The sequence below is a fragment of the Nocardia sp. TBRC8007 genome (assembly GCF_056629435.1).
The window spans coordinates 101218-122554 of the sequence record NZ_JBWSOR010000001.1; the positions used below are offsets into that span (position 1 = coordinate 101218).

At 64.6% G+C, this 21337-nt stretch carries 17 protein-coding genes; 13 read left to right on the top strand and 4 right to left on the bottom strand.

The annotated features are described in order from the left end of the window. On the top strand, nt 1-642 hold the full coding sequence (locus ACX4ZE_RS00430; RefSeq protein WP_480271227.1) for a GNAT family N-acetyltransferase: 642 nt from the start codon (nt 1-3) through the stop codon (nt 640-642). A 196-nt stretch (nt 643-838) separates the two neighbouring features. Continuing rightward, on the top strand, nt 839-1975 hold the full coding sequence (locus ACX4ZE_RS00435; protein ID WP_480271228.1) for a serine hydrolase domain-containing protein: 1137 nt from the start codon (nt 839-841) through the stop codon (nt 1973-1975). Between the two features lie 6 nt (nt 1976-1981). Here the strand turns inward: ACX4ZE_RS00435 and ACX4ZE_RS00440 are convergent, their stop codons facing one another. After that, a complete protein-coding gene (locus ACX4ZE_RS00440; RefSeq protein WP_480271229.1) occupies nt 1982-3532 on the bottom strand; it encodes a glycerol-3-phosphate dehydrogenase/oxidase in 1551 nt (516 codons plus the stop codon). 79 nt (nt 3533-3611) lie between these two features. Next, complete coding sequence (locus ACX4ZE_RS00445; RefSeq protein WP_480271230.1) at nt 3612-4331, bottom strand: TetR/AcrR family transcriptional regulator; 720 nt, start codon at nt 4329-4331, stop codon at nt 3612-3614. Nucleotides 4332-4426: 95 nt separating this feature from the next. Between ACX4ZE_RS00445 and ACX4ZE_RS00450 the strand changes: the two genes are divergently transcribed. Further along, on the top strand, nt 4427-6004 hold the full coding sequence (locus tag ACX4ZE_RS00450; protein ID WP_480271623.1) for an FAD-binding oxidoreductase: 1578 nt from the start codon (nt 4427-4429) through the stop codon (nt 6002-6004). Between the two features lie 26 nt (nt 6005-6030). Beyond that, complete coding sequence (locus ACX4ZE_RS00455; RefSeq protein WP_480271624.1) at nt 6031-6963, top strand: YegS/Rv2252/BmrU family lipid kinase; 933 nt, start codon at nt 6031-6033, stop codon at nt 6961-6963. A gap of 112 nt (nt 6964-7075) precedes the next feature. Here ACX4ZE_RS00455 and ACX4ZE_RS00460 read toward each other — a convergent pair whose 3' ends face one another. Beyond that, nucleotides 7076-7669: a helix-turn-helix domain-containing protein gene (locus ACX4ZE_RS00460; RefSeq protein WP_480271231.1), complete on the bottom strand. Its 594-nt coding sequence runs from the start codon at nt 7667-7669 to the stop codon at nt 7076-7078. A 91-nt stretch (nt 7670-7760) separates the two neighbouring features. On the opposite strand from ACX4ZE_RS00460, the gene ACX4ZE_RS00465 reads away from it, so the two are divergent. The 6 genes from ACX4ZE_RS00465 to ACX4ZE_RS00490 all read left to right on the top strand — a co-directional run bounded on the left by ACX4ZE_RS00465 (nt 7761) and on the right by ACX4ZE_RS00490 (nt 17836). After that, nucleotides 7761-8696, top strand: a complete 936-nt coding sequence (locus tag ACX4ZE_RS00465) for an NAD(P)/FAD-dependent oxidoreductase (protein ID WP_480271232.1) — start codon at nt 7761-7763, stop codon at nt 8694-8696. Nucleotides 8697-9017: 321 nt separating this feature from the next. Beyond that, nucleotides 9018-11696, top strand: coding sequence for a valine--tRNA ligase (locus tag ACX4ZE_RS00470; protein ID WP_480271233.1), 2679 nt, complete (start codon nt 9018-9020; stop codon nt 11694-11696). Next, nucleotides 11693-13156, top strand: coding sequence for a bifunctional tetrahydrofolate synthase/dihydrofolate synthase (folC, locus tag ACX4ZE_RS00475; RefSeq protein ID WP_480271234.1), 1464 nt, complete (start codon nt 11693-11695; stop codon nt 13154-13156). The genes ACX4ZE_RS00470 and folC overlap by 4 nt, the downstream gene beginning before the upstream one ends. 145 nt (nt 13157-13301) lie before the next feature. Continuing rightward, the gene (locus ACX4ZE_RS00480; RefSeq protein ID WP_480271235.1) at nt 13302-13721 is read left to right on the top strand and encodes a DUF4233 domain-containing protein; all 420 of its coding nucleotides are present in this window, start codon (nt 13302-13304) and stop codon (nt 13719-13721) included. A 150-nt stretch (nt 13722-13871) separates the two neighbouring features. Then, a complete protein-coding gene (ndk, locus tag ACX4ZE_RS00485) occupies nt 13872-14288 on the top strand; it encodes a nucleoside-diphosphate kinase (protein WP_480271236.1) in 417 nt (138 codons plus the stop codon). A 458-nt stretch (nt 14289-14746) separates the two neighbouring features. After that, on the top strand, nt 14747-17836 hold the full coding sequence (locus ACX4ZE_RS00490; RefSeq protein WP_480271237.1) for a translation initiation factor IF-2 N-terminal domain-containing protein: 3090 nt from the start codon (nt 14747-14749) through the stop codon (nt 17834-17836). 96 nt (nt 17837-17932) lie between these two features. On the opposite strand, the gene ACX4ZE_RS00495 is transcribed toward ACX4ZE_RS00490, so the two are convergent. Then, nucleotides 17933-18484: a class I SAM-dependent methyltransferase gene (locus tag ACX4ZE_RS00495; RefSeq protein ID WP_480271238.1), complete on the bottom strand. Its 552-nt coding sequence runs from the start codon at nt 18482-18484 to the stop codon at nt 17933-17935. A 617-nt stretch (nt 18485-19101) separates the two neighbouring features. On the opposite strand from ACX4ZE_RS00495, the gene rplU reads away from it, so the two are divergent. The 3 genes from rplU to obgE all read left to right on the top strand — a co-directional run bounded on the left by rplU (nt 19102) and on the right by obgE (nt 21298). Continuing rightward, on the top strand, nt 19102-19413 hold the full coding sequence (gene rplU, locus ACX4ZE_RS00500) for a 50S ribosomal protein L21 (protein ID WP_043688633.1): 312 nt from the start codon (nt 19102-19104) through the stop codon (nt 19411-19413). 22 nt (nt 19414-19435) lie between these two features. After that, nucleotides 19436-19702 (top strand): 50S ribosomal protein L27, encoded by a 267-nt coding sequence (gene rpmA, locus ACX4ZE_RS00505; protein ID WP_195151457.1) that lies wholly within the window; start codon nt 19436-19438, stop codon nt 19700-19702. Between the two features lie 120 nt (nt 19703-19822). Further along, nucleotides 19823-21298, top strand: a complete 1476-nt coding sequence (gene obgE, locus ACX4ZE_RS00510; RefSeq protein WP_480271239.1) for a GTPase ObgE — start codon at nt 19823-19825, stop codon at nt 21296-21298. Nucleotides 21299-21337: the final 39 nt, after the last annotated feature.

Genomic DNA, 21337 nt, shown 5'->3' on the forward strand with positions numbered 1-21337 from the left:
TTGTCCTCTCCGCAGTGCCGCGCCGGAGAGGGATCGGTTCGGATCGCCGGGGCCGCCGTTATCGTCCGGGCCGTTGACGTTGAGGTGTGGTGCGCCCGGCGTTCGTTGGAGCACAATTACCTGGTGATCCGGCTCGCGACAACTTATGATCTGCCTGCACTCCAGGACATCGAATGTGCGGCGGGCAAGTTGTTCGCGGAGGTCGACATGGCGATGGTGGCCGAGGATGAACCGCCCTCGCTGGAAACGTTGCGAGCGTTCCAGCGGGCCGGACGGGCCTGGGTCTGGACCCGCGTCGACCAGCCGATCGGTTATCTGCTCATCGGCGTGGTCGACGGGAACGCGCATATCGACCAGGTTTCGGTGCACCCTGATCATGCCGGTCGACGCATCGGCAAGCGCCTGATCGACCGTGCCGTGCGGTGGGCTGTCGTCGCGGGGATGCGGGCGATCACGCTGACCACGTTCACCGAGGTTGCTTGGAACGGGCCGTATTACCAGCGATTAGGCTTCCGCTATCTGTCGGCGGAGGAGGAGACGCCCGGTCTGCGTGCGGTGCGCGCCACGGAACGTGCGCATGGTCTCGATCGCTGGCCGCGCACGTGCATGCGCGTAGAGCTGGACATGTGGTCGATGGACTGACCCACTCCGAAGTTCTTGTCCGCCGGTCGTTCAACGTTTGACGCCTCGATGTGACCTGTGGCACAGTCGTTTCGAAGTATGGACCCCCGCGACGGCATCGAGAATGCGGTCACATGGCGTCTACTCGAATGTGGATTCGGGTTCCGATGCTCGCGTGCTCGCATCATCTGAGAGGCAGTACCACGTGGAGACAACCGTGTCCGAAGTTGCCGGCGTATGCGATGACCGGTTCTCCAGCGTGCGGGCGTTACTGGCAGAAAATCTGAATTCCGGTGTCGAACTCGGTGCTTCGATCGCAATTACCGTCGGCGGCGTGCCTGTAGTCGATATCTGGGGTGGCTGGGCCGACGCGGAGCGTACCGAGCCGTGGAGACGGAACACGATCACCAATGTGTGGTCGACCACGAAAACGGTAACCGCGCTCGCGACATTGATGTTGGTCGACCGCGGTCTACTCGAACTCGATGCTCCCGTGTGCCGATACTGGCCCGAGTTCGCGGCAGCCGGCAAAGAGGGCGTAGAGGTGCGGCATCTTTTGTCGCATACTTCCGGTGTCTCGGGATGGGAACGCCCAATGGCGATGGAAGACATGTACGACTGGTCGGCTTCGACGGCTCGCCTGGCCGCACAAGCACCGTGGTGGTCGCCGGGAACCGCATCCGGCTACCATGCGCTGAACTACGGACACTTGGTGGGCGAGTTGGTCCGTCGGGTGGAAGGGCGGACGCTCGGCCAGTTCGTGTCCGAGGAGATCGCACGACCGCTGCACGCCGACTTCCATATCGGTCTGCCATTGTCGGAGTTCGATCGGGTCGCGAACGTTGTTCCGCCGCCGCCCTTGCCGATCGATGTCACTCTGTTGGAACCGGACAGCGTCATGGTGAGAACCTTCACCGGCCCTATGCCGGATGCCACCGCGTCGTGGACATCCGCATGGCGGCGCGCGGAGATCGGCGCCGCGAACGGCCATGGCAATGCGCGTTCGGTCGCCAGAATTCAGTCTGTTGTAGCCTGTGGCGGTCGGGTCGATGGTGTGCGGCTGCTGTCACCGGAAACTATCGAGCTTATCTTCGAACAGCAGTCCGACGGTATCGATCTGGTTCTCGGCGAGCAGGTGCGCTTTGGTATCGGTTACGCGCTTCATTCGCCCGCGATGCCGTATATCCCAGCAGGACGAATCTGTTTCTGGGGCGGTTGGGGCGGTTCCTCGATCGTGGTCGATACCGATCGTCAGGTCGTCATTTCCTACGTCATGAACAAGATGGGGCCCGGGTTGCTCGGCTCCGACCGGACAGCCGGGTACGTGTCTACGATTTTGGCGGCGCTCGGCTGATACGGGCTACGCCGATATAGTAAGTGCGGCAGCGGCGGCCGGGGCAGCCAATGCCCGGTCCTCGGCGACCAAGCCGATGCGGGTGCGCCGATCGAGTAGGTCGTCGGCGTGCAGAGCGCCCTCGTAGGTCATCGCGAACGCGAATTCGGCCCTGAGCACATCGATTCCGGGTGCTACCGGCGCGGCGAGCGCGGGATCGCGCTGTGCTGCGGCCAGCACGATGGCCGCCTCGGTGCCGTAGCGCTCGATCAGCAGCGGTGGGGCGTCCAGGTGATCGCGGGCCGCTCCGGAGACCGCGCCGACCAGGGGAAGCCGCCGGGTGCGGCACGGCCCTGCGCTGAGCCCGCCGTGCGTGACCGCGGCATCGATGGCGTCTTCCGCCATCTTTCGGTAGGTGGTGAGCTTGCCGCCGACGATCGTGACGACCCCGGTAGGGGAGCGTAGAACCGCGTGTTCGCGCGAAATGTCGGCTGTGTGGTCCTCGCCGGTCTGCAACAGCGGGCGTAGCCCGGCGTACGACCCGAGAATATCGCCGCGGGTCAACGGCTTGCGCAGGGCGGGATTGATAGTGTCGAGCAGGAAATCGATTTCGTTACTGGCCGGTTTCGGCTCGTCGGGCACCGTTCCAGGTGCGTCCTCGTCGGTCAGGCCCAAGTAGACCCGGCCGTGCGCGGCGGGGAAGGCGAAGACGAACCGGCTGATACTGCCGGGTACCGGCACGGTCAGCGCGGCGGTGAGGCCATCGAAGGACGCGGCTGAGAACACCAGATGAGTTCCGCGACTCGGGCGCAGTCGGATACTCGGGTCTACTTGGTCGGCCCAGACGCCGGTGGCGTTCACCACGACGCGTGGTCGCACGGTAAGCGTCTCGCCGGTCAGGGTGTCGCGCAGTGTCGCGGAATTACCGGTTACCCGGAGGGCTTCGGTTCGAGTCAGGACTCGTGCACCGTATGTAGCCGCGGTCCGGGCCAGCGCGATGACCAGGCGCGCGTCGTCGACAAGTTGGCCGTCCCACGACAGCAGTCCGCCGCGCAGCCCGGTGCGGCGTACGGTCGGTGCGAGCCGGATCGCCTCGGCGGCTGCGGCGCGCCGGGAGCGGGGCAGTACCGCCGCCGGAGTCCCCGCGCCGCGTCGCAGCAGATCACCTGCCAGGAAACCGGCTCGCACCAGTGTGGCATGCGCTGTGCTGATAGCGGGCAGCAGTGGCACCAGCTGAGGCAGCGGGCGTACCAGATGCGGAGCTGTGGTGCGCATCAGGATGCCGCGTTCCACCGCACTTTCATGGGCGATGCCTATACGGCCACCGGCCAGATAGCGTAGGCCGCCGTGCACCAGCTTGGAGCTCCAGCGACTGGTGCCGAAGGCCAGATCGTGGCGCTCGGCCAGCACTGTCCGCAATCCGCGGGCAGCGGCGTCCAACGCGGCGCCGGCTCCGGTGACGCCGCCACCGATCACCAGCACGTCGATCTCGGCACCATCGCCGAGCCGGGACAGATCTGCGGCGCGCCGGGCGGCGTTGAGCGCAGATCCTACGGTAGGTACCGAGTTCGTAGTCATAGCATGCCTTTCCGACCTTTTCGAGTCTTCAGATCCCTTGCAAGCCCTTTCGATCTGCTGGACAGCGTCGTATGTGTATTCACCGGGATGGCTTCTGGTCGCTGCCGCCGTTCGGATCGTGGGTGTGGTCGCCGAGATATCCGTCGAGCGCGTAACGGAGTTCTGTGTCGAGTCGCTCGCCCGCCAGCAGTGGCGCGACGGTGCCCGCGGACTGCACTGCGGACTGGGCGATCAGTAGCAGCATGGTGGCCATCTGGTCCGGATCGCCGTGGCGAACGGAACCGTCCTGTTGGCCATCCCGGATGCTCGCTGTGAACAGTTCGATCAGCGCATGCTGGTTGCGGCCGAGCCGACCGAACACATAGGTGAGCATCAGGTCGGTGTCGGTGCGGAAGATCTTGCCGAACAGTGGATTCGACCGCATTTTCGCTGCGCCCGCGACCACGCCCTCGACCAGCTTGGTGCGTCCGCTGCCCACTGGCGGCATGGCTGTCGCGACGATACCGCGCAGCTCGCGCACCAGCAGTTCGGCCACCAGAACGCCGGTGTCTGGCCAGCGTCGGTAGACGGTGGGTCTGCTGACGCCCGCGCGCCGGGCCACCTCGGTGAGCGTGGTTCTGCGCACACCGAATTCCTGTACGCATGCGCGGGCCGCGTCGAGAATCGCCAGATCGATCGTCGAGAGCGAGTTCTCGGCGGATGTGTCGGGAACGGTCAAGGTGTCACCACCAGTGTTCGCGGCGCCGATGGTGGCACCGCCGATGCGGATAAGTAGTCGAATTTCGTTACTTATTGACATTTTATGTCAAACTGTAACGTATGGAGGAAACGCAGCGCACCGATGGTGATCCGGCTATCGCGGCAAAGCGGACCGCGAGTGAGCCCGAGGCAGGTATGGTCTGGGATGCTTGGGGTACCCCGGCCGGACATCAGCCACTTTCGGAGCGGATCCGTGCCTTGTTGATGCAAGTATTCGGGGTGTCCGGCGACCAGGCGGCGCGCCGCGATGAGGGCGACGTGCCACTGCGCGAGTCGGTGTTGATGCCCGCGCAGCGAGCCGGGTTGGTCGCGGTGGTCGGCCAGGAAAATGTGTTGGCCGACCACCGCGACCGCTTGCGGCACGCAGGCGGCAAGAGCACGCCCGATCTATTGCGCCGCCGCGCCGACGGCCCGCAGGATGTGCCCGACGTTGTCGTCCGCCCCGCCGACCACGAGCAGGTTCTTGCCGTACTGACCTACTGCGCGGGGCATGGCGTCGCCGTGGTTCCCTTCGGCGGCGGCACCAGTGTGGTCGGTGGTGTCGAGCCAGTGCGCGGTCGTTTCCCCACTGTGATCGCGTTGGACCTGCGCAGGCTCGATTGCGTGCGTGAGATCGATCCGATCAGTGGCACCGCGACGCTGGGCGCGGGACTCACTGGTCCGCGCGCGGAGGCATTGCTCGGCGCACAAGGACTTTCGCTCGGTCACTTCCCACAAAGCTTCGAATTCGCCACGATCGGTGGCTTCGCGGCGACGCGATCGTCCGGTCAGGCCTCGGCGGGATACGGTCGCTTCGATGACATGGTGCAACGGCTGAAGATCGCCACCCCCAGCGGCACGCTGGAACTCGGCCGCGCCCCCGCTTCGGCTGCCGGACCGGATCTGCGCGAATTGTTCGTCGGCTCGGAAGGAACGCTCGGGGTGATCACCGAAGTCACGGTCCGAGTGCATCCCATCCCCGAGACTGTTGTTCATCGAGCCTGGTCGTTTCCTGATTTCGAAGTCGGCGCCGCAGCGTTGCGCACAGTGGTGCAGGCCGGAGCGATGCCGACCGTGCTCCGATTGTCCGATGAGGCGGAGACCGGGATGAACTTGGCCAGTTCCGGCAACATCGGCGGTAACGCCGTAGCGGGCTGCCTGGTCGTCACCACTTTCGAGGGCAGTGCGGCGCATGTCGCGGCACGCAGCGCGGAGGCGGGTGCGTTGTTGTCCGCCGCCGGTGGTACGGAGCTGGGGGCGGCGCTTGCGCGGGAGTGGGAGCACGGCCGTTTCGCCGCACCATACCTGCGCGACGCATTGTTGGATGTCGGTGTGCTGTGCGAGACCCTGGAGACCGCCACTACGTGGTCGAACCTGGTGGCACTGAAGGCGAAGGTAACTACGGCGCTCACCGACACGTTCGGTGGTCAGGGCATGCCCGTGCTGGTCATGTGCCATATCTCGCATACCTACCCGACCGGTGCTTCGCTGTATTTCACAGTTGTCGCCAAGCAGGCCGACGACCCACTGGCCCAGTGGGCGGCCGCCAAACGTGCTGCAGGCGATGCCATTGTCGCCGCTGGCGGCACCATTACCCACCATCACGCGGTCGGTATCGACCACCGGCCCTGGCTGCAGGACGAGGTCGGCGAGCTCGGGGTACGAATTCTGCGCGCGGTGAAAGCCGAACTGGACCCGACAGGTGTGCTGAATCCTGGGAAGCTATTGCCGTGAAAGAATATTCGCCAGTGCGGACGATCATGGTTGTGACCAATCCGCGATCGGGGCAGGGCAAAGGAGGCGACGTCGTGCGTGCCGCCATTACCCGATTCCGTGCCCATGACGCAGAGGTGACCGAGGTGCGCACCGCTTCGGCCGCCGAATCGGTTCGGCAGGTGCGGGACGCGATCGCGGGCGCTGGTGGTGCGAAACCCGACGCGGTGGTCTGTGTCGGTGGTGACGGCCTGATGAATGTGACTCTCGCGGCTGTTGCGCAGACCGGAGTCGCGCTCGGCGTTATTCCCGCGGGTACCGGCAACGATTTGGCCAGGGAACTCGGTGTGCCGACGGACGACCCGATCGCGGCGGCCGATCTGGTGCTGCGCGGACGGACCAGGACAATCGACCTCGGCCGGATCGAATATCCCTCCTCCAGCACGCCGCCGATGTGGTTCGCCACTGTCGTCGGTACCGGGTTCGACGCGCGAGTTACTTTACGCGCCAACGATATGTGCTGGCCGAAAGGTCGGTTACGCTACACTCTCGCCGCACTGGCCGAGATCTCCGGACGACTTGCCGTGCCCTATCGGATCGAGTTGACCGGCGCGGTCACCAGCGGACTGACCAAGCCGCCCAGCGCGGGTTCTCTGCTGGAAACCGAAGCGGTCATGGTCACGGTCGGCAATACCCGTACCTATGGGGGTGGCATGCTGGTCTGTCCGGATGCGGTCATGGACGACGGTCTGCTCGATCTGACTGTGGTCGGCGGACTGTCGCGGCGGGAGATGCTGCGCTTATTGCCCGCGCTGTCAGCGGGCAAGCGACCGGACCATCCTGGGGTAGAACAGTTCCGCGCCGCGGCGATCACCCTCACCGCACCGGGCGCGCCCGCGACCGCCGACGGCGAGCCTGCGGGCAATCTGCCGGTCACCATCCGCGCGATTCCCCGAGCGCTGAATCTGCTCATTCCCTGATCGCGACCGAGGATGTCGAAGCCAGAGTGGCGACGTCCGCTCGACGTACCCTGGCGTGCGTCGTCAGTTCGGTCACGACTTTCGAACAGATGACTATCGAGCGTATGCCGGATCATGTGCGTTTGCGGCCCGCCGCGCGTGCGCGAAGATGCATTCGTTCCCCTTGGGTGCCGAAAAGGCTCAAGATCTCGACGGGGTCCCGACCTGTGCTGCCGAACCAGTGCGGTTGGCGGGTGTCGAATTCTGCGGCCTCACCGGGGTCGAGTATCAGATCGTGCTCGCCGAGCACCAGCCGGAGCTGTCCGGATAGTACATAGAGCCATTCGAAGCCTTCGTGCACCTTCGGTTCGGGTTCGCCGCGATCGGCGGGAATGACCATCTTGTACGCCTGCAACGGTCCAGGCTGTTTGGTGAGCGGAACGATGGTCAACCCGTTCATTTTCCGCGCCGTGGTGTGTACCCGTGGGTCGGCGACCTTCGGCGTGGTCACCAGTTCGTCCAGTGGCACCTGGTGGGCCATCGCGATCGGCAATAGCAGTTCCAGGCTGGCTTTGCGCTGCCCGGACTCCAGGCGTGACAGTGTGCTCTTGGAGATCCCGGTGGTTTTCGCCAGCGCGGCGAGCGTGACGTTGCGCTGGGTGCGCAGGGCTTTGAGCTGTTGACCGATGCCGGCGAGGGCTTGGGCGACGAGCGGTTGTGCGGACATGTCATCAGTTCATCGTGATTTCCCGATTTCGGCAACAATAGTTGCAGTATTGTCGAAAGAAATGACACGCTGCGGAAGGAGGTGATCGCAGGTGAACGAGGCCGACACATACGATGTAGTGATCGTGGGCGGTGGTGCGGCGGGATTGTCCGCGGCCTTGGTCCTGGCCAGAGCGCGTCGACAGATCGTGGTGGTCCGAGGCGGCGCGCCACGGAACGCGCCGGCCGAGCATATGCACGGATTCTTGTCCCGAGAAGGCATGCCACCGGCGGATCTGGTTGCGACCGGCATCGACGAGGTCACCGGATACGGTGCGGAACTGCTCGATGATGTCGTGACCGGCGCGTGGACCGAGCCGCTGAACGGCTACCGGCTGCGGCTAGGTGGTGGCGGAGTATTGCAGGCGCGCTGTGTGCTCGTCGCCACCGGACTGCGCGATGAACTGCCGGACCTACCCGGCGTGCGCGAGCGGTGGGGCCTCGATGTGTTGCACTGCCCGTACTGTCATGGCTACGAGGTCCGCGACCAGCCGCTCGGCGTGCTCGGCGGACAAGAACCCGGTGCGTCGGCTCGTGCGGTGCACCTGGCGCTGCTGTTGTCTCAGTGGTCGGACGATGTGACTTTCTTCCCCCGCGGGATGGCCTTGTCGGACAGCGACCACGAACACCTGGACACCCTCGGCATCCGAGTGCGCGAAGGCGAGGTCACCCGGCTCGTCGTGGACGACGCACTGCGCGGTGTGGAATTGTCCGATGGGTCGATGGTGCCGCAGACTGCCGTGTTCGTCGCACCGACCTTCCACTCCAACGACGATGTATTGGTCGCACTGGGCTGCGCGTTCGACGACGGCTGGGTGGTCACGGATCCATCCGGGCGGACCAGCGTTCCGGGCGTCTGGGCCGCGGGCAATGTCAGCAATCCGGCAGCACAGGTTGTTTCCGCGGCGGGTGCGGGCTCGGCTGCCGCGATCGCGATCAACGGCGACCTGGTGATGGCTTCCGCCACGCTAGGCCCTAGGGAAGGATAACCGACACAGTGAATGCCGGAAGCTGAGAATTACATATGGATTCCAGGATCTGTCTCGGATCGCAGGTAAGCTGGGGAAATAGGCGGGGTGTTCGGTGTCCCTCATCCATCGAACACCCCGCCTTATCATTCTCGACTCGGGATTCCCGGTTCCGCACCGTGGTACCGAACGCGGCAGACCTCGGTTTCGATCGCTATCGACCAGTTCAGCCGATAGCCGCGCGTAGTAGCGCGGTCGGATCCGCGGGGTGTCGACGAGCTCGACGGCGAAGTGGATCGACCAACCCGGAGTGGGCGAATCGACGCACTCTAGAATCGCGGGGTGACCAGCGCAGCCCCTGACAACACGCGTAATCGTGCCGACGCTCTGCCCAAGAGCTGGACTCCCGGCGAGGTAGAGGCCGAGATGTACGAGCGTTGGGTAGCGGCAGGCTATTTCTCCGCCGATCCCGCCAGCGGCAAGCCTGCGTACTCGATCGTGTTGCCGCCACCGAACGTTACCGGCACCCTGCACATGGGCCATGCACTCGACCACACTCTGATGGACACGTTGTCGCGGCGCAAGCGTATGCAGGGCTACGAGGTGCTCTGGCTGCCCGGCATGGACCACGCGGGCATCGCCACCCAGACAGTGGTGGAGAAACAGCTCGCGGTGGACGGCAAGACGAAGGAGGACTTCGGCCGCGAACTGTTCGTGCGGAAGGTGTGGGACTGGAAGCGTGAGTCCGGTGGCGCCATTCAATGGCAGATGCGCGCGCTCGGTGACGGCGTCGACTGGAGCCGAGACCGTTTCACCATGGACGAGGGTTTGTCGCGCGCCGTGCAGACCATCTTCAAGCGGCTCTACGATGCGGGTCTGATCTACCGTGCCGAGCGGCTGGTGAACTGGTCGCCGCAACTGCGCACCGCGATCTCCGATATCGAGGTCAAGCACGAGGACGTGGAGGGCGAGCTGGTCTCGCTGCGCTATGGCTCGCTCGACGATGACGAGCCGCACGTGATCGTGGCCACGACTCGGGTGGAGACCATGCTCGGCGACACGGCGGTGGCTGTACACCCGAAGGATCCGCGCTACCAGGCATTGCTCGGCACCACCCTGGAGCATCCGATCACCGGTAGGCAGATCCCGATCATCGCCGACGACTATGTCGATCCCGAATTCGGCTCGGGTGCGGTGAAGATCACTCCGGCGCACGACCCCAACGACTTCGAAGTAGGGCTGCGGCACAGACTGCCTATGCCGACCATCATGGACGAGCGCGGCCGGATCACCGGAACCGGAACCGAATTCGATGGCATGGACCGGTTCGAGGCGCGCGTCAAGGTCCGTGAGCGGCTCGCGGAGGAGGGCCGGGTCGTTGCCGAGAAGCGGCCGTACCTGCACAGCGTCGGGCATTCTGAGCGCAGCGGCGAGCCGATCGAGCCGCGGCTGTCCATGCAATGGTGGGTGAAGGTGGAATCACTGGCCAAGGCCGCCGGTGACGCGGTGCGCGACGGTGACACCGTCATTCATCCCAAGAGCCAGGAGCCACGCTGGTTCGAGTGGGTCGACAATATGCACGACTGGTGCATATCGCGTCAGTTGTGGTGGGGGCACCGCATCCCGATCTGGTATGGACCCGAGGGTGAAGTGGCCTGTATCGGCCCCGATGAGCAGGCGCCCGAGGGTTGGGTGCAGGACCCGGATGTCCTGGACACCTGGTTTTCCTCGGCGCTGTGGCCGTTCTCCACCATGGGCTGGCCGCACGCTACTACTGAACTCGAGAAGTTCTATCCCACAAGTGTTCTCGTCACCGGGTACGACATCCTGTTCTTCTGGGTGACGCGAATGATGATGTTCGGTATGTATGTCGCCGAGGATGCGGCACTTACCGCGGGCAAGGGCGGCGCGCGGCAGGTGCCCTTCCGGGATGTGTTCCTGCACGGCCTGATCCGCGATCAGTTCGGCAAGAAGATGTCCAAGTCGCGGGGTAATGGAATCGACCCGCTGGACTGGATCGACACCTTCGGTGCCGATGCCACGCGTTTCACTCTTGCGCGCGGCGCGCAGCCGGGTGGTGATCTCTCGGTCGGTGAACCACATGTGCTCGCCGCCCGAAGCTTTGTGACCAAACTGTTCAACGCCACCAAGTTCGCGCTGATGAACGGCGCCCGCATCGGCGACCTACCCGGTCGCACGCAACTTTCCGATGCCGATCGCTGGATCGTGGACCGACTCGAAGAGGTGCGCGCCGAAACGGATGCGGCCTTCGATGTCTATGAGTTCGGTAAGGCGTGTGAGGTGCTCTACCACTTCACCTGGGACGAATTGTGCGATTGGTATCTGGAACTGGCCAAGGTGCAGTTCGCCGCCGGAGGTGCCCGCGCCGAGGCGACTCGGCTGGTGCTCGGTACTGTACTCGACACCGTGCTGCGCTTGCTGCACCCGGTTGTCCCGTTCGTTACCGAGGCGCTGTGGCAAGCATTGACCGACGGCGAATCGATAGTGGTCGTAACTTGGCCGAAGCCTTCCGATGTACCTGCGGACGAAGCTGCCGCGCAACGCATTTCGGATGCTCAGCGGCTGATCACAGAGATTCGTCGCTTCCGTAGCGACCAGGGCCTGGCCGACAAGCAGAAGGTGGCGTCCACACTGATCGGTGTGGACGCCGCGGGGCTCGGCGAGCTGAAGGAGTCGGTGGTGCATCTGGCCAGGCTCACCGAGCCGGGCGCCGATTTCGCCGCGACCGCGTCGGTAGAGGTGCGCTTGAGCACGGCGACGGTGACTGTGGAGCTGGACACCTCGAGAGCGATCGATGTGGATGCTGAACGTCGTCGCCTGGAAAAGGACCGTGCCGCCGCGCAGAAGGAACTTCAAGGCACCGAGACCAAACTGGGCAATGAGGCATTCTTGGCCAAGGCGCCCGAACATGTGGTCGACAAGATCAGGAACAGGCAACAGGCCGCTGCCGCGGAAGTGGCGCGCATCGAGATTCGTCTGGCGGAGTTGAGCGGTACATGAGCCGAGAATTGCCATCATGGGGTGATGATGGGGAACGCCGTGGCGGTGCGCCGCTCGGGTCTGGCCCCTCTCCGGTGGAATTGGCCGAAATGGCGCTGGCCGAAGCGGAACTCGACCAGCGCTGGCCGGAGACCAAGATCGAGCCGTCGCTCACCAGGATCGCTACCCTGATGGATCTGCTCGGCTCTCCACAGCAGGGCTATCCGGCTATCCACGTCGCAGGCACCAATGGTAAGACCTCGGTGACCAGAATGATCGACGCGCTGCTCACCGCGTTGCATCGGCGTACCGGCCGGTTCACCAGTCCACACCTGCAGCTGGCCACCGAGCGGATCAGCATAGACAATGCGCCGATCTCCCCGGCCGGGTACACCCGGACCTATCGTGAACTACTGCCCTACGTCGAGATGATCGATAAGCAGTCGGAAGCCGCAGGCGGACCGGCTATGAGCAAGTTCGAGGTGCTCACCGGTATGGCGTTCGCCGCCTTCGCCGAGGCGCCGGTCGATGTCGCAGTCGTCGAGACGGGGATGGGTGGCACGTGGGACGCCACCAACGTAATCGATGGGCAGGTCGCGGTGATCACGCCGATCGGTCTGGATCATACCGACTACCTCGGCCCGGACTTGGCTTCGATCGCGCGGGAGAAGGCCGGGATCATCAAGCGTGCTCCTGACAATCTCGTCCCGTGTGACAACATCGTGGTGATCGCGGAGCAGGAGCCGGAGGCGATGGAGGTATTGCTACGCCGTGCCGTGGAGATGGATGCCGTGGTCGCTCGGGAGAGCTCCGAATTCCGTGTGCTCGCCCGGCGGATCGCTGTCGGCGGACAGCAGCTCGAATTACAGGGCCTCGGCGGGGTGTACGACGAGATCTTCCTGCCATTGCACGGCGAACACCAGGCGCGCAACGCGGTGCTCGCACTCGCGGCGGTAGAGGCGTTCTTCGGCGCCGGTGCGCAGCGGCAGCTCGACATCGATGTTGTGCGCGCCGGTTTCGCGAGTGTGACCAGTCCGGGCAGATTGGAGCGACTCCGCAGCGCGCCGACTATCTTCATCGACGCCGCGCACAACCCGGCGGGCGCGCGGGCGCTCGCGATGACACTCACTGCGGAATTCGACTTCCGCAAGCTGGTCGGCGTGGTCGCGGTGCTCGGCGACAAGGACGCCGACGGTATCCTCGCGGCCTTGGAGCAGGTGTTCGACGAGATCGTCGTCACCAGCAACGGCTCCCCGCGTGCGTTGGATGTGGAGACGCTCGCCGATCTTGCGGTACAGCGGTTCGGTGACGAACGGGTGGTTACCGCATCGAGTCTGCCGGATGCGGTGGAGACCGCGATCGCGCTCGCCGAAGAGGCCGGCGAACAAGGCGAGATGATTTCCGGCGCCGGCGTCGTTGTCACCGGCTCGGTGGTGACGGCAGGCGCGACCCGCGCATTATTCGGAAAGGCTCCCGCATGAGCGGTCAGGCCTGGAGGTGGCAGCGGAGCGTGGCCATGGAGGGCCCCGCTCGTGCGGGAAGTTGGCGCAGCATGAGCGGTCAGGCCTGGAGGTGGCAGCGGAGCGTGGCCATGGAGGGCCCCGCTCGTGCGGGAAGGATTACAGCATGAGCGAATCCACCGACGACCCGGATCACCGTCCGGTGCCACCGCCTGCCACCGACCCGTGGAAAGGTTTTCGCGGCGTGATGGCCGGTACGTTGGTACTGGAAGCGATTGTGGTGCTGCTCGCACTGCCAGTGGTCGCTGACGTCGCAGGTGGGGTGACCTGGTGGTCTGGCGGCTATTTGTCAGTTCTCGCCGTAGTGATGTTGCTCGGTGCCGGGCTGCAGCGGCGATCTTGGGCGCTGCCGTTCAATCTGGGATTGCAGGTGTTGGTACTGCTCGGGGCGTTGATTCATCTGTCCATCGGGCTCATCGGTGTGGTGTTCGCAGTGGTCTGGGGCTTTATCCTGATGTTGCGGGCCGATGTGCGCGGTCGGATGGAGAAGGGGCTGTTACCGAGTCAGCGCGTCCGGCGCTCCTAGCTCACCACTGCGGAGTTCGCTACCGCGGGATCGAAGAACTGCAGGAGTGTTCCCCGTGGAAGTGGGCGCCGTGTTGTGGTGGGTCACCGAGTGGCGCAGATCAGCCGACCGCCGCCGCGGCGCGGGACGGTGCCGGATAGGCTGTGCGCTGTGACTGAACAGACTTTGGTGCTTATCAAGCCGGATGGTGTGGCCCGTGGCCTCATTGGCGAGGTGCTGGCACGAATCGAGCGCAAGGGTCTTCGGATCGTCGCCCTCGAGCTGAAGCATGTGTCCAGGGAACTGGCCGAGAGCCATTACGCCGAGCACGTCGAGCGGCCGTTCTTCGGCTCTCTGATCGAGTTCATCACGTCGGAGCCGGTCGTCGCGGCCATCGTGGAGGGCCCGCGCGCTATCGCGGCATTCCGGCAGATAGCGGGTGGTACCGACCCGGTCGAGAAGGCCGCGCCCGGCAGCATTCGCGGAGACTTCGCTGTCCAGACGCAGGAGAACTTGGTCCACGGGTCCGATTCACCGGAATCGGCCAAGCGTGAGATCGCTTTGTGGTTCCCGGAGTCGTCCTCCTGACCGAGACTCGGTTGCTGTCCTGCCCGGTTCCGCTCACCACAGGCAGGACGTAGCCGAGCGCCGATGGCGTATGCCTGGAGTGCAGTATGGGATACTGGCATCGGTTGCTTTCGATGCCGACTGTTCGCGCGGGTGCGTGAACGAGACGTAACGAGCGCAGCCGGATGATACTGCGGTTCGATGCCGATCATCGCTGCCATGAGCAAAAGGCCTGTTCATCCAGGTCAACTGTTCACATAGGCATGCTGGATGAGTGCTCGATTCGCAGAGTTCAGCCATACAGCCAGGCGCCGCGTGACCAGTTAGTCCGAATAGCGAACAACCAAGGAGATAACGGGCACGCGGGGCGAGACCACATGACCTCGCGCCTAACGGGCGTGAGGCGGACGCACAGTGCCCCCGCGTCGGCCGCGTCACTCCCTTAGGGAGGGACGCGCCCGGGGGTCCGAGGAGACTTCGTGGCCGATCAAGAGCCGCTGGAAACAACATCACAGGACGCTCAACAATTGCCGGAGCGAATCCGAGTTCATGCGCTTGCCAAGTTGCTGGGGGTAACGAGCAAGCGCATCCTGGCCAAGCTGACCGAGATGGGGGCTGATGCCCGCAGCGCGCAGTCGAATGTCGACCGAGCCATTGCGGAATCGGTCCGTGCCGCTCTGGTGACAGTCGAGTCCGGTCCCCAGGTCGAGCAACCGGTCGCTGGGCAGCCGGACCCTCCTGCCGCAGCACCAGTGAGTGCAGCACCAGTGAGTGAGGCATCCGTCGAACAGCCCCCCACTGCGGCTGAACAGCCGGGAATCACGCAACCGCAGCCTGCGGCGCCTTTCGTCAGTGCGGGTGTGCTCTTCTCCGCGCAAGATGTGCTGAGTTCCGGACAGCAGGCACCAATCGACGACACGACTTCCGCTCCCGCGCAGTTGTTCACCTATTCGGTCCAGCAGGCGCCAGAACAGGTCGAACCGATGGTGTTCGAATCCGCCGTTGTTGTCCAAGCGCCATTGTTCTTGCCGCCGGACGCCGCGGCGGCAAAAGAGGCGCATAGGCAGCGTCGCGCTGAACGCGCGGCGCGACGCGACGAGGAGACGGCACCCGAGCAGGAGGAGGACGAGACCAGCACGGCCGAAGACGAGCGCGAATCATCTGACCAGCAGAGCGATGCGGAGGACCAGCCGCGCCGTAGGCGCCGTGGTCGTCGCGGCCGTGGACGTGGTCGCGGTGAACAACAGCCCGATTCCGATACCGACAGCACAGAGTCCGAGGACGACACTGAAGATCGAGCGGATTTCGTCACCACCGAGTCCGCCGAAGCAACAGAGTCTGCCGAGCCCACCGTCGACGCCGACGACGAAGAGAGTGTTCCGGAGGGAGCGAACAGGCGCCGCAGGCGCCGCAGGCGCCGCAAGGTGGCTGGCGAGTCCAGCGAGAACGAGGCCGCCGACGACGATCCACCGAACACGGTCGTGCATGAGCGTGAGCCACGTAACAAGAGCCGCGGTCACACCACGGTCGATGAGGTTCAAGGCATCGCCGGTTCCACTCGGCTGGAGGCCAAGCGGCAACGGCGCCGAGATGGCCGTGAGGCAGGTCGCAGGCGACCGCCGATCCTGACCGAGTCGGAATTCCTGGCCCGGCGCGAGGCGGTGGACCGAGTCATGGTCGTACGAGAGAAGTCTTTCCCGGACCATCCGACCACGACCCAGGTCGCGGTGCTCGAAGACGATATCCTGGTCGAGCACTTCGTCACGAACACTGGTTCCGCGTCGATGGTCGGCAATGTCTACCTGGGCAAAGTGCAGAATGTGCTGCCCAGCATGGAGGCGGCGTTCGTCGATATCGGCCGCGGTCGCAATGGCGTGCTGTACGCGGGTGAGGTGAATTGGGAGGCCGCTGGCCTCGGTGGCAAGGAGCGCAAGATCGAGCAGGCGCTCAAGCCTGGCGACCAGGTGCTCGTCCAAGTGAGCAAGGATCCGGTCGGGCACAAGGGCGCCCGTCTGACCACGCAGATCAGCCTGGCCGGGCGCTTCCTGGTCTACGTGCCTGGCGGAACTTCCACCGGGATCAGTCGCAAACTGCCCGACACCGAGCGCAAGCGCCTGAAAGAGATCCTGCGTGACATCATCCCCGCCGACGCGGGTGTGATCATTCGCACCGCCTCCGAGGGTGTCAGCGAGGCCGAGCTGGCCCGGGACGTGGAACGCCTACAGGTGGCCTGGCGCACGATCCAAGAGCAGACCGGTACGGACAGCGGCGCGCCCAAGACGTTGTATGAGGAGCCTGACCTTCTGGTCAAGGTTATCCGGGACATGTTCAACGAGGACTTCTCCAAGCTGATCATCGAGGGAAACCGAGCCTGGCGCACAGTAGAGAAGTACATCGGTACGGTCGCGCCGGACCTGCTCGCTCGGGTTTCCTGCCACGAGAACAACGGTGTCGATGTGTTCGAGACCTATCGGATCGATGAGCAGCTTGCCAAGGCGATGGATCGTAAAGTGTGGTTGCCCTCTGGCGGCACCCTGGTGATCGACCGCACTGAGGCGATGACCGTGATCGATGTGAACACTGGTAAGTTCACCGGCTCCGGTGGCGGCAATTTGGAGGAGACGGTCACCAGGAACAACTTGGAGGCTGCCGAGGAGATTGTGCGGCAGATGCGGTTGCGTGACATCGGCGGCATGATCGTCGTCGATTTCATCGACATGGTGCTCGAGTCCAACCGCGACTTAGTGCTGCGCCGCCTGACCGAGGCACTTGGGCGGGACCGCACCCGGCACCAGGTCTCCGAGGTCACTTCGCTGGGCTTGGTCCAGATGACTCGCAAGAAGCTCGGTACCGGCCTGGTCGAAGCTTTCTCCACCACCTGCGAGCACTGCCACGGTCGTGGCATTCTCGTGCATACTCACCCGGTGGACCTCGGCTCCGGCGACGAGCCCGCAGGAAAGTCCAGGGAAGGTGGTTCACGCAGGCGCCGGGGTAGGGACAAGGGTGTGGCGGCACAAGCTCAGCCGGCCAATGGATCCAGTCCTGTGACCGATCACGCCGACGAGGGCGCGGCAGTCAAACGGGCGCACCCGGTAGCGCTGGCGATGGCCGCACACCAGTCGGAGGAAGTCGACCAGGAATCGAGGCCGACAGAGGACGCGGTAGACGAAGACAATGCGGTGCTGTCGTCGGCAGCTGATGAGCCATCAGCTGTGGAAACGGTCGAGGCAGAGGCCGCCGACAAGCCTGTCCCGACCACTCGAGCAAATATCGCCGCGATGGACGCGGCACCGGCGGCGAAGGTATCCGCTCCGACCGCTGAGTCAGGTTCTTCGGTGACGAGCAACGGTACGTCCGCCTCTCCGGCCCGTCGCCGTCGAGTCGCTCGTTCGGTGGCTGCGCCTTCCTCCGACAGTGCGGGAGCGGTATTCGTGCTGACTGCCGGAGATCAGGCGCGCGCGTCTGACGTCGACTACTCGCAGCAGGAGCCGGTCGAGGTGCCGCCACGCGCCCGGTCGCGCAGGCGGGCGGTCGGCCGCCCCGCAGGCGCGCCGGACGAGGCGCGTTGATTCATGGTTCAGTGCCGTGGCCCTCGCCTGCTCGCCGGGCGGGGGCACGTGCGTACCCGGTGGTAGTAGCACGGCGCATGTTGGGTGTGTAGGGGCTCAGTTGATTCGGCGTGGTGAGCGCGCTGTCCAGAGTGCGACGGATCCGATGGTAGTGATGTCGACATCGTCGAAGGCCTCGCGCAGTGCGGTCTCGAGGCCTCCCAGGTCATCGGCGCTGTTGTGGAACGCCTGGCCCTTGTTGTAAAAAGCCATCACGGCGCGGGCCGGCGCGGGGTTCTCGACGCCGTGCGCCAGGATCGACGAGCCGAAGAAGACGCCGGTGTCAGCGGTGATGTCGGCGATGTGGCGGAAGGCGACCCCCTTCTCCTGCCAATTGCCGGGCACGCAGTGCATGAGGAAGTTCGTTGCCACCGAACCGTATCGGTGGTCGAGCCGCAACGGCCGGAGCACACTGCCGATGTGGGTACTCGGCTCGATGCCGCGGCGGCGCAGGCGACGACCGGTCATTTCCAGCGAGTTCGGGTTCATGTCGAGCAGTGTGACGGCAGGCCGGTCGACCGGGAATTGCGTCTCACATAGGTACCAGCCACTGCCTGGCCCGATGTCGAGATGGTCGCCCGACACGTTGCGGTTGTAGGCGTCGAGCATCCGCTGTGCGGGACAGCGCCAGAGGAAGGAGTTGCTGAATCGCAGCACGTAAGTGTCATAGATGGCCAGAAACCATGGGGTATAGGGGCGAGAGCCCGCTCTCTCGGCTCGTGTGGTGGAGTTGGCGTGCATCGAACTTCTTCTTCCGCGAGGTGCAAGTGGAGTGCTCTACTGAAGAGCACGGGCTGATCTTGGTATGCACTGATCCTAATCGGCGGATTTTCCAATTCGGCGATGACGAGGTCGACGGCATGAGGACCCACACTCATTGTGTAATCGGAGTTCACCGCACTGCGCGCTGGTCATCGCAGAGGCTGTTGTGCGCAGGGTGCAGTGACAGACTGTCCTTGTCGATGACATTTCGGCGGCAGGGCGCCGGTTTGGTCGAGGCGGTGGCAGTCCTGTAATCTTGGACAGTCGCTGCCCGGTGACAACATACTTTGTCTCTGGGCCGAGTTCTGGAATGCTCGAAAACGAGCTGTCAGATGCCGAGCCATCAGGTACCGAGGCAGCGGCGATTACCAGACCAGTCGTGTGACGGTTTCCGGCGGAATCAAGCCGGATGAGCTGCCGCGCGAGCAAGTGCCGAGCACTACAGGAAGAAGGGCAGCCGACCGATGGCAACGTACGCGATCGTCAAGACCGGCGGAAAGCAGTACAAGGTCGCGGTCGGTGACCTGGTGAAGGTCGAGAAGATCGAGGGTGCGCCGGGCACCGCTGTGGCGCTGGATCCGGTTCTCGTCGTCGATGGCGCCGAACTGACCACCGATGCCGCGAAGCTGGCCGAGGTCTCTGTGGCCGCCGAGGTGGTCGAGCAGACCAAGGGGCCGAAGATCCGCATCCACAAGTTCAAGAACAAGACCGGCTACCACAAGCGCCAGGGTCACCGTCAGCCGCTGACGGTCCTGAAGGTCACCGGCATCAAGTAGGACATCCCGAGGAGAACCAGCCATGGCACACAAGAAGGGCGCGTCCAGCTCCAGGAACGGACGCGATTCCAACGCCCAGCGACTCGGCGTCAAGCGCTTCGGCGGCCAGACGGTCAAGGCGGGCGAGATCCTGGTGCGTCAGCGCGGCACTCACTTCCACCCCGGCGTGAATGTCGGTCGCGGCGGCGACGACACCCTGTTCGCTTTGGCGGCGGGCGCGGTCGAGTTCGGCACCAAGCGTGGGCGCAAGACTGTCAATATCGTGGCCCCGGAGCCGGTTCAGGCCTGACCGCCTAACCACTTCGGGCAACAACGAGCGGGTCAGGGTAGCGAAACCCTGGCCCGTTTTCGTGTTCCCGGACAACTGGCTTCCGAGTACGACCAGTCCTGAAGGAGGATGATCCGGCGTATGTCCAAGTTCATCGACCGTGTCGTACTGCACGTGCGCGCGGGCAAAGGTGGTCATGGGTGTGCTTCTGTGCACCGTGAGAAGTTCAAGCCACTCGGTGGGCCAGACGGAGGCAACGGCGGCCATGGCGGAGACGTCATCCTCGAGGTCGATTCCAATGTGCACACCTTGCTGGATTTCCACTTCCACCCGCACGCCAAGGCGGGTAACGGCAAGCCGGGAGAGGGCGGCAACCGGGACGGTAAGCGGGGCGCCGATATCGTGTTGAAAGTGCCAGACGGCACCATGGTGCTCGACAACGACGGTACGATGCTCGTCGATCTGGTCGGTGTGGGTAACCGTTTCATCGTCGCGCGCGGTGGGCGCGGTGGTCTGGGCAATGCCGCACTGGCTTCGAAGGTGCGCAAGGCGCCGGGCTTCGCGCTGCTCGGCGCGGGCGGCGAAGAGCTCGACCTGGTGCTGGAGCTGAAATCGGTTGCTGATGTAGGGCTTGTCGGTTTCCCTTCGGCGGGTAAGTCATCGTTGGTCTCGGTGCTGTCGGCGGCCAAGCCGAAGATCGCTGACTACCCCTTCACCACGCTGGTACCCAATCTCGGTGTAGTCGCTATCGGCGACACCACGTTCACCGTCGCCGATGTGCCCGGCTTGATCCCAGGTGCGAGCGCGGGCCGTGGGCTGGGACTGGACTTTCTGCGACACTTGGAGCGCTGTGCGGTGCTCGCCCATGTAGTGGACTGTGCCACGCTGGAGCCCGGCCGCGATCCGGTGTCCGACGTGGACGCGCTAGAGGCCGAGCTCGCCGCCTACACTCCGGCACTGAGCGCCGACGCCGGACTCGGAGACCTGGCCGAGCGCCCGCGTGTGGTGATCTTGAACAAGATCGACGTACCCGATGCCGCTGAGCTGGCCGCGATGGTGACCCCGGAATTCGTCGAGCGTGGCTGGGCGGTGTTCGAGATCTCTGCGGTGAGCCGGGCGGGTTTGCGCACCTTGACCTTCGCCCTTGCGGACCTGGTGCGCCGATACCGCGAAGAGCACCCGAATGCGGCGCCCAAGCGCCCGGTTATTCGTCCGATCGCAGTGGACGAGGCCGGATTCAGCGTGGTCGCCGATCCGACGGAGCCGGGCGGCTTCCTTGTGCGCGGCACCCGGCCTGAGCGTTGGGTGCGGCAGACACAATTCGACAACGATGAGGCCGTCGGTTATCTGGCTGACCGTCTCGCTCGCCTCGGTGTCGAGAACGAGCTGGTACGGCTGGGGGCCGAACCAGGAGCACCAGTCACGATCGGTGAGGTGACTTTCGAGTGGGAGCCGCAGATTTCGGCAGGGATCGACATGACACCTACCGGGCGCGGCACCGATATCCGGTTGGAGCGGTCCGACCGGGTGAGTGCGGCCGAACGCAAACATGCCTCCAGGGTGCGGCGCGGACTGGTGCGGGAAGACCAAGAGGATCGCCAAGAGGGTACGGAATAGCGTGTGTTCAGTGGGCATGCAGGTGAGTTCGATTACCGT